Annotated in this window: 11 protein-coding genes; 2 read left to right on the top strand and 9 right to left on the bottom strand. The window is 41.9% G+C overall.

Translation table 11 applies throughout. The features are described from left to right. Positions 1–35: 35 nt before the first annotated feature. Positions 36–1,328: a beta-lactamase family protein gene (locus K2X50_04090; GenBank protein ID MBX9586419.1), complete on the top strand. Its 1,293-nt coding sequence runs from the start codon at positions 36–38 to the stop codon at positions 1,326–1,328. Here the strand turns inward: K2X50_04090 and K2X50_04085 are convergent. The 9 genes from K2X50_04085 to K2X50_04045 all read right to left on the bottom strand — a co-directional run bounded on the left by K2X50_04085 (position 1,306) and on the right by K2X50_04045 (position 12,242). Next, a complete protein-coding gene (locus tag K2X50_04085; protein ID MBX9586418.1) occupies positions 1,306–4,329 on the bottom strand; it encodes a type IV secretion protein IcmB in 3,024 nt (1,007 codons plus the stop codon). The genes K2X50_04090 and K2X50_04085 overlap by 23 nt on opposite strands. A 30-nt stretch (positions 4,330–4,359) precedes the next feature. Beyond that, positions 4,360–4,977: a type IVB secretion system protein IcmJDotN gene (gene icmJ / locus K2X50_04080; protein MBX9586417.1), complete on the bottom strand. Its 618-nt coding sequence runs from the start codon at positions 4,975–4,977 to the stop codon at positions 4,360–4,362. A gap of 9 nt (positions 4,978–4,986) precedes the next feature. Next, positions 4,987–5,436 (bottom strand): type IV secretion protein IcmD, encoded by a 450-nt coding sequence (locus K2X50_04075; GenBank protein ID MBX9586416.1) that lies wholly within the window; start codon positions 5,434–5,436, stop codon positions 4,987–4,989. Positions 5,437–5,471: 35 nt separating this feature from the next. Beyond that, the gene (locus tag K2X50_04070; GenBank protein ID MBX9586415.1) at positions 5,472–6,062 is read right to left on the bottom strand and encodes a hypothetical protein; all 591 of its coding nucleotides are present in this window, start codon (positions 6,060–6,062) and stop codon (positions 5,472–5,474) included. A gap of 16 nt (positions 6,063–6,078) precedes the next feature. Further along, complete coding sequence (locus K2X50_04065; GenBank protein MBX9586414.1) at positions 6,079–7,254, bottom strand: hypothetical protein; 1,176 nt, start codon at positions 7,252–7,254, stop codon at positions 6,079–6,081. A 127-nt stretch (positions 7,255–7,381) separates the two neighbouring features. After that, the gene (locus K2X50_04060) at positions 7,382–9,682 is read right to left on the bottom strand and encodes a hypothetical protein (protein MBX9586413.1); all 2,301 of its coding nucleotides are present in this window, start codon (positions 9,680–9,682) and stop codon (positions 7,382–7,384) included. Positions 9,683–9,685: 3 nt separating this feature from the next. After that, a complete protein-coding gene (locus tag K2X50_04055; protein MBX9586412.1) occupies positions 9,686–10,840 on the bottom strand; it encodes a type IV secretion protein IcmK in 1,155 nt (384 codons plus the stop codon). 13 nt (positions 10,841–10,853) lie between these two features. After that, complete coding sequence (locus K2X50_04050) at positions 10,854–11,501, bottom strand: type IVB secretion system apparatus protein IcmL/DotI (GenBank protein ID MBX9586411.1); 648 nt, start codon at positions 11,499–11,501, stop codon at positions 10,854–10,856. A gap of 126 nt (positions 11,502–11,627) precedes the next feature. Next, complete coding sequence (locus tag K2X50_04045; protein MBX9586410.1) at positions 11,628–12,242, bottom strand: OmpA family protein; 615 nt, start codon at positions 12,240–12,242, stop codon at positions 11,628–11,630. Positions 12,243–12,422: 180 nt separating this feature from the next. Here K2X50_04045 and K2X50_04040 point away from each other — a divergent pair, with 180 nt between their 5' ends. Then, entirely contained in the window at positions 12,423–13,757 is a 1,335-nt protein-coding gene (locus K2X50_04040) for a cytochrome P450 (protein ID MBX9586409.1), read from the top strand. Positions 13,758–13,870: the final 113 nt, after the last annotated feature.

The following is a 13,870-nucleotide window of genomic DNA, read 5'->3' as shown; positions in this document are numbered from 1 at the left end:
GACCCTTCCCCTTTAAACTCAAGGATGATGAATGCATGTTGAGATTGTTATTTAGTTTATCGATATTAATTGCGGCAAACACTGTTGCTTACGCGACACCGGATATACTTCCGCCAGTCAATGAAAAAAAAATACAAAAATTACTCGAAAATTGGCGTGCCAGCTCTGGAATTCCTGGTGCCGCATTAAGTATTTACACACCAAATTATGACGAACCACTGACATTTTCGAGTGGAACTAGCCAATTTCGAGGCGGCGCTCCAATAAACAATAAAACGCTATTTCAAGCAGGTAGTATTACAAAATCCTTCACCTCTATGATTATTTTAAAATTAGAATCTGAAGGAAAACTCAACATTGATGATCCCATCACACGATATTTGCCCCAATATTCAAAGTGGCGAAATATCAGCATTCGACAATTACTTAACCATACTAGCGGCATTCCTAATTATACTAGCACTGGCATTTTTAATAGAATTCGAAAAGAAACTCCTCAAGCAGGATTCACTCACGAACAATTAGTCAACATGGTAGGTTCACGATTGTTATTTGAACCAGGCAGAGGTTGGAAATATTCTAATACTAATTACATTCTAGCTGGAATGATTATCGAAAAAGTAACAGGCTCCACAGCTGGTCAGATCATGAACCAATATATTCATAGCAATGCCGCTGTTGATTTGTTAAACACCCAATATTTTTCTGGATTATATCCTGAAACCACCATTTCTCGGATGGCGCATGGTTATAACTCCACAGGCAAAGATGTTACTTACGATAATATGTCTTGGGCATCCACCGCAGGAGCAATTGTCACCACTTCCGAAGATTTATTAACCTGGTGGTATGATTTACTGCAGGGGAAAATTTTACCTCAAACACAGCTTCAAAAAATGATGAGCTTAGTCTGTGAAGGCAGAACCACGAATTGTCGCAGTGGACAACCTATTCCCCATATAAGAGAAGGTGAATCTGGTTACGGTTATGGCCTTGGTATAATTCAAATGTCTTCTGGGTCAAGTAGCATTGGCCCTGTGTGGTGGCATAATGGAACAACTGCAGGATACCGAGCAATAGTGATGTGGTTTCCAAAAAGTGATATCTATATGGCCCTCACGATTAATCAAGGACCTGGTTATTTATTAAAACCAACACTTCCGTTTGTTAGAAATGTTATCAGCGTTTTATTGACCGATGCTAATCCCTCTTTTGCTACGACAGCCAAACACAAAGTGAAAAAATATTCACATTCTGTTCGCCATCACCACAAAAAATCAAAAGAACTAGCAGGCAAAAAACAAACTAAGCGGTCGTCAAAACTTTAACATCTGGATTTTTACTATACGCACTAATAATTTCTGCTACTAAAGTATCTATGACTCCACCTTTAGCTTCTTCATCGCTGAGACCTAATTTCTCACGAGATTCAGATAAACGTTCTTCAATTAATTTCGTTGCGCTACCACTCGGAAATAATGCAGCTAATACTTTTCTCGCTTCGCGTGGCCCCAATTTTCGATATAATTGATTACGAATATTGGCATCTTCAGCTGTGGTACTAAAAGACCATAATTCAACAGGACCCAACGTGCTCGTTAACAATTGAATATTAATACCTTCTTTAGTAGCGAATTGCGCTAAGAATGTCGCACCACCTTCGCGAGGACCATGCACTCGATTTCGTAATGCCCTTACTGCCGTCGGCGATAAACCAAATACTTTTTGAGTCTTAGCAATGGCTTGCTCAGGACCTGCATCCATAATAAATACCGAGGTCGCAAATTCAACCATCACATCATCAAAATCTTCCAAGGACTGAGATAACAATGCGATTTGAACTTTCCATTTTCGTCCCTCACGCATATCTTGAATAACTTGATCACGCACTGCTTGAACTTTCGAGGTACGATGGAATTCATCAAACACTAATCGTTTTAAATCTTCTCTAATTTCTTGAACACGTTTTGAATGATAATCACGATAAGCTTCCGTCATATCGCCCACATTTTCTTCGGTTAAGAAGAAATTTCGACCCAAAACATATCGTGCTAACATATACATTACAGACGTTTGTCGATTTGCAGCATCACCGCCACTCTTTGCTACTTCATCCAAGTCTAATGAAACTACACGAGCATCACCAATATCAAATTTTGTTACTTGCGCAATAATTGGATATTCACGTACTGCACCTGAAATCATTCGAGAAAATGCAGCAACGAGGGTTTCACCTGTAGGTGCTTTAATTTTTCCGTAAAGATCTTCAATTGCAGGCATACGGCAAATAGAAGCAGCTTCCGATAAAACAGGCATGGCATGACGTTGTGATAATGTCGCTTCATGCGTAAAACCAGCCGTAAATAATGCATCGGTGACTTCCCACCAAGTTGAATGTTGATCTCGAACAAAACCAATTTCTTCCAAACATCCATCAACAATATCTTCAACACCAGGTGTATAAACTTTTGGATTACCGTTGTCAGAAAGATCTTTGTACATTTCGTCTACAACAATTCCCGCCATATCAGTGATGCCATCATAGGATTTTTCTGCACCGACTGGCGTTCCTAATAATGTGATAAAATTCACCAAGAAGCTGCGTTCTTGTGGTGTAGGAAAGCGATTTCCTAACTGGGTGTCAAAAGGATTGATTGCAAATTCAGGTGTCATGCGTAATCGATAATAAGCTGCATAATGTCGTTGAGCAGGTGGTAACGCTTCTTTTAATAATGAAACTAATCCACTACTTGAATGTCCAATATCAATAATAGCGATTCTTGGCAATCGTTGAATTCCGCTTGATAAACATAATGCTAAATTAATCGCATTCGAGAGAACCGATTTACCTGAACCAGGCCTTGCAAAAACTAAATCAATCCATGTTGTTTGTTGACTAGACCCAGGTTGATACGGCCACGGTTTTCCGTCAGGTGTACGGAACAATATTGCACCATGTTCCCACGGCGAGGAAGGTCTAAAAATCGGCAACATATAGAGCACATCAGATAACGGGGCCACAGAAGCGGGCGCAACGCTATCAGGTGTAACACCCAACATGCTCGAGCAAACGCCATCAAATGGATCTCCACACACTTCAGACACATCACACGAACCCCAACCTTGAATCGCTTTAGCCAATTGCGCTGTTCGAGATCGCAGTAAACGAATATCACCTTCGGGAGCCCACGTGCAAGCAGAAACACGTAACTTCACAACAGCATCGTCTGTATTGATGTTAATATATTTGAGAAGATTCACAGAATCATTAAATAATCGATTATCTGAAGAAGCAAAACTTAACACCGAAGAAAGTGCGGCACGTAGTCTTACAGAATCTAATCCACCACTCTCGATTAAAAACGAAATTCTCCAAGGAATTTGTGTTTGTAATGTTCGAGAAAATAATGAAACGAATTGTTGAATTTCTTTAGGAAATAAATCAATAAATACAGATCCGTAAATTAAATCACCTATTTTACACGTTCGAATATCCATGTTTTCAGCATCACGGGGTAATAATTGCCGAGCTAAGCTTGGCCACAATATATCACCAATATCTCCTGTGATATCATGTGGTTCTCTAATAGTAATTTTATCTCCGGGTAAAAGCGGACGCCAGTTTGCGTCGGTGAAATTAGGATCTATACTATGGCGCACCGCGTGCAATGCTTCGTGCACTGGTAGTATATTACCAACAATTCCTAATCCAGATAAATCATTACTCATGGCTCGCACAAAAGAGTCATGCTGTTCACGAATGTCGGCAATAGCTGCCATCACATTTTGAGTATTGACAAACACAGGGAGTTTTCTATCTTTAGCTGTAGCACGTTTTTCTTTGAGTGCACGTTTACGTTGTTCATTTGTCATTGCTGTTGGTCGAGTCCACAAAGCTAAATACACTTCCTCGTATGCGCAATATTTAGCGAGAAAGTTTTCTCTTTCTAAAAATAAATCTTCGAGAGATAATCCAACGACTCTTGATGTTTCGTAAGCAGGTTCTAAAATTTCATGTATTTTTTCTTTCACTTGATCTTTATTATAAGAAAAAAGCACCTGAATCACATGACCTTTGCGCTTCATCGCAGTCTGTAATGCAAACTGCAATCCTTGTTGCATTCGATTAAATTCTTCTGTACCGATTAACGCTTTAACACCTCGAACTCTAATAATTGACATCAAAGCACCATCATGCCCCACCAATACTGTAGGACTATCGGCAGTTTGCAATGAACAATAAGATGCCATTGTCTGTCTTAAAGAAGTATTAAGCCAAGCTATAAAGGTATCGACACCATTAAATAACGAATTAGCCAAGGTCATTATGTTCCCTCACAATGTCAATCATAAATCCTTTTAAGCTGCTAGATCTTTTAGCGCGCTAGCTGCCCATGAATGAATCTGCGCATCGAATTTTGTTTTCGACGGTAATAATCGCAGATCTTTCAGTAATGTCTCTTGCACCCTATCGCGATCTTCAACGGGGGCATCAATTAACATTTGCCCTAATTTTACTGGGTTACTCATACCTTCACCCAGTATTTCATCTACAACTTGTATCCGCAATTTTAAATCGCGGTAGATCGTCTGTGCATTCGTGCGATAATCCGTTGCATTGGCTATCGCACAAAAAATAACATGACACAACCCATTTAATTCGGCTTGTGACATCTCCGGTAAATAAATAATTTTACCACCGCCATAATCATTAAAATCAATTGACTCAATAAACAAGCATTGCATACACAAAGGGCAAACAGTAATCATGTTGTCCATTTTTGTGTTGGCATAATCATTGTCTTTATTCACCACTTCCATATATTCGTCTGCTTGAAATCCGCAGAATTGACAAACGTGACGATCACGCTCCAATACCTTTTCGGCGAATTTCTTGAAAGCAGGATCTGCTTTCCTCGTCGAAAACAGACGCCATGCTTGTGGCTGAGCCTTCAATTTTAATTCAGTTCTATCCATAAATTACTACTATGGGTTTCCACCACCGGATGAACCTTGTCCAGGCAATGTAGCAAGTCCAGCTTGACCTGTTAAACCACCGGCTGAAGATGAAGCATTTGATCCGAATAATGTTGTACCTGCAGGTGTAATAATACCTGGTAAAAACATCAATACGATACCAATTGCTAACATTGCGATAGGAGTTCCCAACGGAATTTGTGTTGGGTTATCTTTATGTTGTTTAAACTTAAAGATAGCTGCCATTGTAAATCCCAAACCACCTACAAACGCAATTGCCAAAATTAATTGACCTAAGCTTGTAAATGATTGAGTAATACGCGCAGCAATAGTACCGATGGTTTCACCACCAGAAGCACCACCAGATCCTTGCGCTAATACCTCAGTCGCAATAAAACCCGCTGCGAAAATCATGGCGATCCCGCCAGTTTTTGCCAGAGCTTTCAAATTAACTTTCATTTCTCTTCCTCCGTTTAAGTAAACACTATTTACCACTAAGCAATACCCAATGAGTTTGTAACGACATCCCAAACTCCCACGATATTCCAAGCGAAAACGCCACCAACAATATGAATAATGGCCTTACCTGTCACACCTTGATGCTGCCCCTCTGAGCCCAGTTTAGCGAGCATTCCCCAACCTCGAACAATGGATATTAAACCAAATACTCGAAGTAAATTTATTAACGGATTCGTAAGCTGTACCCAAATATCGGTGTTTGCTGGATACGCTAATACCGAATCAGTTCCGTAATTCCAGAGCGTATACAAAAACGAATCCATTAAAGCTGGCAACCAAATAAAACCGACGCCTACCATTAACAACAAAATCGGTTTCGTTATACTTTTTTCTGACGACATCTGCGAAAGTGCTTGCGCATAAACTTTCAGTTTATTAATCGCCAAAAATATAAAAAACACACCCGCAACGTAAGAAGCCCCAAACAGTAGTTGAATAAGTCCTGGGACACTTTCATCTAACGTTGCCAACATTTTGTTCAAATCTTGCGCTGATACCGCACTTACCACTGTTGGCATAAGTAACAAAACAATAAATGCTAAACTTATATCGAACAGCCGCTTCATACATACCACCTCTCAATTAATGGTCATCAGACCCATATTTAATCACATCTCCACCATCAAACGTTACTTCTCCATAATCCGCATTTATTTGAGTTACTGTTCCGTAGCCTAAAACTCTATCACCAACACTGATTGAAAATTTATAACCACTTGGACTTTCTATCCAAGCCCGACCAGGTACAATTGCTCGTATATTATAGGCAGTTTTATCAAAATTTTCATGTCCTGACTTACCAGCAGTATTTTCTACAGCGTTCATTCCCATATTCATCATAGCGTGTTTTGGACGATTACGCTCTAATTTAACAGGACGTAAAGGTCGTTTTTGCATAACAATCCTCTCACGCGTAACAGGTTTTCTGTCTACTTTTGACACCACTGTCATATCGCCGATTTTTTTATCCAAAGTAGAAATTGAATTATTCAATTTAGAAATTGCGTTATCCAAATTTGTCACATGTGTATTGATATCATTTAGTTTAGTTTCATTTGTTTTAGCTTGTTCTTTTAAAGCTGAAATCTGTTTATCGATATCATTTGGCACTTGTGTTGCAACTGGCGTTGCCGGTGTTTCTGCAGTAGGAGCAGGAGTTGCTGCAGTAATTGCTTCGGCCACACTCGCATTTGCAGAATCTGTTTTTGGTGGTGCTGAAGTATCAGCAGCCATAGCCATTTTAGCAGCACTGTCTTCAAGTTGTTTACTGCTCGTCGGAATCACTGCGTCTGTTTTTTCAGGTTTTGCTCCACTCTCTTCTTTCTGTGTTACCACACTAGGTGCAGCCGTTGAAGCTGGCGCTTCAGGTTTTAATTCAGGTTTGTCTGCGGGTTTATTTTCTACAACATCTGTTTTTGTAGCTTGATCTGATTTTGCAGACTCTGAATCATTATTAGATTCTGGAGCTGGAGCCGCAATCGAATTTGTAACTATCGCTGTTGTTTCAGATTGTTCAGCCAATCGCACTTTTTTCTTATGGGTCAAATAAGAAGCTACTGCAAATACAGCGACAATTAATACGATAGCAACACCTACTTTTTTAAGAGGTGAGCTCTTTTCCTGAAGTGCAGCAGTACCAGCTACAGGCTCTTCGTCACGCACAGGTGAATATTCATCTTCTGAAATCTCTTCAGGATGCTCTACACCTGAAACTTCAGGATTATATTCTTCACCGTTTTTGTCATTGTCAGCGACCATAACCTTTAACTCCATTCAAAAATAGCTTAAGGCTCCACTCTTCAAGTATAGCAGAGAAAATTAGAATTGCTGGAACCCAGCAATTCCCATCACATAATGTTTAGTGGGAACTGCTGTGCCGTCAACATTAGATCCTTTCAGGTAACTCCAAATCATCTGTCAATAAGATCCCAATCGCAGCGCCACCTTCGATAGTGACGGTCGGCGGAGTATTGAAGTTAGCCCCCATGACACTTGAATAGGCTGTTCCAACCGCACCGAGAGCGGTTAAGATTGTCTCAAAGGTAGTTAATGGAGCACGGGTTATCACTAATCCGCCGGCACCTGAGGATGACTGAGAACCTGAGGACGAGACAGCCGTTGCCAATCCCGAAACAAAAGAAGAGGCAAATAAGGATCCGTAACGGAGTAAATAGTGATTATCGACGTTATGCGCCAACGCTGTACGCGCAGTTTCAGGGTCGATAGCTACACCTTTAAAGGCTACACTGGCCGGTAATTGAGGTAAGTTAATCTTATTGAAATTCACAATAACAACGTCACCTTGCAAAGCAAACTCACCAATTAGTCGGGCACCTCTCAAAGGGCCTGATACGACAGTTGCCAGAATTGGGCTCTTCTCATCAGAATTGACGCTCGTATCAAGGCTTGCATACATGATTGTCCCAGCTTTAACGATGGTACCCTTCACTTTTTTAGTACCTTCGGATCCAGCGCCACCGCCATCACGACCGCCGCCACCATGTCCTTTAGCATCACCACCATCCCCTCGATCTTTAGTCGGGGTTGCAGCAATATAGACCTGATTTGAAGGTGGAACCCATCCACCAAACATAGAGCCTGTTACGTTTTCCATAGCTTGAGAGGTTTTGTCTAGCAGGTCTCGTCGTTGGTCAGGCGTTAAACTTCGTTCATAGGCATCTTGTCCTGCCCAAGGACCTTTGCTTGCAACGTTTCCAGCCACAGCCATTGCCGCCGCCGCTGCTACCGTAGCAGGATCGAAGCCAGCCTTAGTTAACTGCGCAGCTGAACATTGGAATGTCTTCAGTTTTTCAACGCTGATACCTTGCTGTCTAGCCATTTGCAACGATGCATCACTGCAAGGATTTTGTAATGCAGCCGCTGCGACGACGCGCGGATCAAAACCAGCGTTTTGCAATTGAGCAGCAGTACACTTAAACGATTTCAATTGCTCGACCGATATATTTTGCTTTCTGGCATTTTGCAATGACAGCTCACTACAGGGATTTTCTAGTGCAGCTTTAGCGGCCAATAAAACCGCATTATCAGCAGGGTTTCCTGCTACACCTTGCCCTAGTTCCTCCGCAGTGAATCCGGCTCTTTGCAAATCACCCTGCGTATACCCAGCAGCACGTAATTCATCGGGAGTATATCCCGCTTTCCGGAGCTGCTCAGCCGAAAATCCACCTTCTCGCAATTCTTTCGCACTGAAACCAGCATCCTTAAGTTCTTTAGCAGTATAGCCTGCCGCACGTAACTCTGCCGCTGTAAATCCAGCCTCTTTTAGCTCAGCCGCTGTAAACCCAGCTGCTTTCAATTCTGCAGCCGAATAGCAAGCTGCTTTTAATTCACGCGCTGTATAGCCAGCCGTACGCAATGCAGCTGCGCCACAATTTAACTGACGCATTTCAGCCGCAGTAATACCTGATCGCTTAGCCCGCGCCAAACCTTGAGGATTGCAATCTTTTGGAGCATCTTTACCCGGTTTAACACCAATCCCAGCTTCAGCCATCTGCTCAACAGTAAAACCAGCCGCTTGTAATTGATTAGGTTTTGTACCCGCTTGAGCCAAATCACATACTGAGTAGCCCGCTTGAGCCAGTTGATTAGGACTAAATCCAGCTTTCAACAACTCGGCTGCAGTGACACCCGCCGCCTTGAGTTCTGCAGCAGTAAAACCCGCCCTACCAAGATCAGCGGCACTAAAACCCGCCTCAACCAACTCAGCCGCTGTATAACCCGCAGCCCTTAAATCTTTGGCAGAGCAACCACGACATTTGAGCTCGCTAGCTTTAACGCCCGCTGCACGTGCTTTCTTCAGATCATCCATCGTACAACCAGGTTTCGCAGAATCGGAGGATTCAAATTCCCCACCCCCTGCAAAAAGAGGTCTCACAATAGTTGCAACAGAACTACCGCCCGATTTTGCCGCTTCGTCGGCTTGTCGAATATTTTCTTGCTCTACGGTTCGAGCATACTCGGGTGTGGTTGCCTCACCAGGAACCGAGCCAATACTTGGCGCTCTCGCAAGTGACGCTGCGCTTTCTACACCACCTTGGGCATTATGGCGATGATATAAATAAGCCATTATTCCGATCACAAAGACCAGACCAATGATGAAAATAATAAACGTTCGAAAACGTCCAGATGATCCACCTACTCCGTAGGATTTGCCTTCGTCAGCCATGCGTTAGAATCCTTCCACTGTCAAAGTATTCGTCTTTCCTTTATCAGATACCAAAACGACTGGTGTCGAGGGTAACTGATAAGCATGCGTACCATCGGCACTCGTCAGAGTTGCTATCCAACCGGGTGACAACACAGTAAAACGAGTACGTAAGAATATTTCGCCATTGTACAACCAAGCGTTGCACTTACTACATCCAGAAACTTTTAACGTCGTGCTACCTTGTGGGGGAACACCGTTTAAAACATCCAATAGAGCAGGTGTTTCTTTACCTGGCAAATGAGTCACGGTTGTGACTGAATTAGGACCTAAACCGGGCAATCTCAAATCTACACGATAATCAACCGCTTTTTGTCCAGGTAACAACGTTAACATTATCGGTGTGTTCAAACCTTGCAACACTACCCCCAGATTACCAGTCTTATAACCACTGATGGCTTGCACCATTAACGTATTACCTTTCTGGTCCCACTGAATATTAAACGATCGTGGATCACCCAAATCGTAAGCGGCAATAGGCCAAGGTGAACCCGTAGCGTCTAAAAATACGATAGAAGACACAAATCCACCCTGTAATCGGATGATAGGTGGAGTCGCTCCCGGTGATAAATCTACAATTTGCGAGTTTGATGTTGGTTTAGGCGGAGTCCCTGGAGTTTCAGAGGCCGCTTTTTGAGCTTCATCAAACATTGATTTTAACGTTCGAATTTGTTCGGGCGTCATGGGCAGCTGAGTTCTCACCGTTTCTTCGAAGGCTTGATCGCGAACTGGGGGTAAAATTACTTCAGGCGCTACTGGTGCGCCTACAGTTGCTTGGCCCGGAATCGGTAGCCCATTAACATCTACAGTTCCCTGCTGAGCTGCTGCACCAGCAAGCGAAGGCTGCGCAGTGGGTCCGGGCACAAAATTCGGCCCTGGAGCAGATTGGACAGCACCGGTTGGAGGCGTTCCACCAGGTGCGGCAGGGGTAAGGCCACCAGCTGGGCTAATCGGTGGATTGATATCGGATGTCGACCCTGGCCCTCCCTGCGTCGTATCATTTAATTTTTGCAATTGTTGCTGCAGTGCCGAAAGCCCTGGCTGCTGCTGTTGAGCAACTGCCAGAATCGCTATTGACCCTAACACTACACTTGAAGTAATCAGTAATACTCTTTTCATCATGGCTCCCTGCTTAGCCCCCAATCGCTGTTTTACCACCGGCTGGAGCCGCAATGTATTGAGCAATTGCGATCCCTTTAGGTACATAAAGCGTTGACACACGAGTAATGAGTAACGTAACTAGTAATGGTGTCTGAAAATTTGTGCTTGCACTTTGAAAGTTAACAAGTAATGGCATTTGAACTTTCCAAGAATATCGACCATAAATAACGCCTTGGTCAATAATAACGGGAGCTCCGGTTGCCACTGCAGAAACAACCAATTTTTTTGTAATCACAGCACTAAGGTTATTTGAACTTTCCAACGCTGCTTGAAAATCTTTCCAACCTTCTGGGGTGAAATAATCAGAAGCATCCTGTAATGCTTGGCGATAGTTTGCAAAATTGTAACTAAATGCAGCGACTGCCGCCTGATTTGCCCATGATAATAATGCTGATGCAGAGACCATTGGGACATCAAGAGCATAAATTGGGGTGATTTTTCCATCAGCGCTGGTTGCAAAATAACGTGGTTCAGGACGTGATGAAAATTGATAAATAACAATACCGATTAGAGCGGCATTTATGCTCAATAAAATGAGCAACGCCATCACTAAACGACGATAATTATCCCTATAAAAATTATTCCTGAGCGTCACTAGCTCTAATGCATCTTCTGGCATACTACACTCCTTGTACTACAAATATTCCAAGCTGCACCCCGGCACTATAACCTAGAGCAACCTGTGCATCAACACATTTATGAAGTTGCTAGCAACCCCACAATTAAATTCCTCCACATGAAACTCCTAGTCCCAGTGAGGATGATCTCTGAAGATAATCTCAATTCGTCGATTTCGTGCTCGACCATAGTAAGTATCGCTATTCGCAATCGGATTCAGTGATCCGTAACCTTTTGTATAGAGTAAGCGCGAATCGGCTCCATGTTCCCATAAGTATTTGGCCACTTTCTTTGCTTGGGTTGTTGATAAGGCCACATTACGATTTTCATTACCACAACAATCCGTGTAGCCTTCAATTTTTACGTCCACTTTATTGTAACATTGCAACAATAAACCAACCGCTTTTAATACGTGCAGATATTCTTCGTTAAAGCTCGCAGAAACTGGTCTGAATAAATGGTCGCTTGGAATAATAATCTGCATATCCTCACCCACCCGATTCACTTGAACGGCTTGGTGACGCAACACACACATAATTTGCCGATTGGCAGCCGGCGTACAGACTTTGGGTGAAGGACAAAGAATAATATTATCACTGATCACTTCAGGACATTTTGCAGTAACATGCTCTTCTACAAACTTATGATAACAGCCTGTAATCATCATGACTGCACAAATGAGGGTGAGTATAAACCGTGAAATTGTGCCTGCACCCCGTTGATGGTGCGAATGGTTTCTCATAACTAAGACTTCCCTGTATGATAGTTGGGAGTGATTATGCATGATAATACATACCGTTTTCAAGACATACTTGCAAGTTCATTCTTTTTATCGGTTAGAAATTCAGTCATAATTAACTCAAATCTAGTCTTTTGAGGAAAAAACTTCGATTGGCAACTTTCAATAAGTTTAGGATTTAACATGGCAAAAATAGTACGTAAAGCGCCTTGGATGAAATTAATGTTCAAACTATGGACTAAAAAAATCCAAGACCGTCGTCATTTCTGTACCATCGCAGCATCATGCGGAGATATTGTAAGAATACCCCTTGGATTTCGATCGACATTTATTATGAATGACGCGGAGGCCATTTCACACATCTTAGTTCAAAACGAATCGAACTATGTGAAAAACAGTCATTCAAATGCGCGCTTAGAACCCTTTATTGGCCCAGGTTTATTAACAAACTCAGGCGAACCTTGGCGAAAGACACGTCATGAAGCCCAACGAGAATTGTATTATAAAAACATTACTCAATACGTGCCATTTATAACAAACGCCACCCAAAGACAGTTAGATGTATGGGCTGGAATTGTGGGAAAGAATGTAGATTTAGTTCACGAAATGTCTAAACTAGTATTTGATATCAGTGCAATGGCACTCTTTGGCGCTGATGTGCAACCCCGTAGTCATGATATTATTCCACGTTTACATGCGTCGAATAAATATTTTGTAAGTGGCCTTTTTTTAAAAACTTCCATTCCTACAATTGGAAATATTCAATTTCGCAGAACAAAAAAAATCATCGATGATTTAATAAGCGATTTATTGAATACACCACAACCTTACGATCATCTCTTAACACCGGCACTTAAATGTTTTAGGGATCTTCCGGATGATAGCGAAGAAGCAAAATTACGTCATCTCAACGAAGCAAAACATTTTATTCTTGCAGGACATGAAACAACTGCCACTGCATTAACTTGGACGCTTTATTTACTTTCTAAACACCCTGAAATTTTGCAACAACTCGTTTCTGAAATAGATTCCGTATTCAATGGCCTCACACCAACTTTGGAAAAACTAGACCAATTAGAATTTACAACAATGGTAATCGAAGAAACACTACGACTTTATCCTTCGTTATGGATTTTTGATCGCGCCGCAATTAATGATGATATTGTTCGCGATTATCACGTTCCTGCAAAAAGTGTCGTTATCATCTGCCCTTATACACTTCATCGCAATCCAAAATACTGGAGTAATCCCGATCAATTCGATCCGCAGCGTTTCAACAAAAACAATCGAAATAATCATCCTAAAAATGCATATATTCCCTTCGGATCTGGACCGCGTGTTTGCATAGGAAAACATTTAGGGCTGATGACTATGAAAATAGCGATTGCGATGATTTTACAACGATTTGAGTTATCTATTGATCCAAACTTAGAAGTGAACTCAGAACCCCTCATCACCATAAAACCTGATGGACCGATACCACTAAAAATTCGCTGTCGATCGAATGCTTCTGCATAAATATTGCATAACGTCGACAGGTTTCCAAAGCACACGTGGTTTTCAAAAAAAAAATAAATCAAAAATTAGTGCCGCATGGCTTCAATAGAACGGATGTCGTTCACTTCATATTC

This window comes from Gammaproteobacteria bacterium, assembly GCA_019748175.1.
Lineage (GTDB): Bacteria > Pseudomonadota > Gammaproteobacteria > JAIEPX01 > JAIEPX01 > JAIEPX01.
This window is presented reverse-complemented; position numbering and strand designations above follow the sequence as displayed.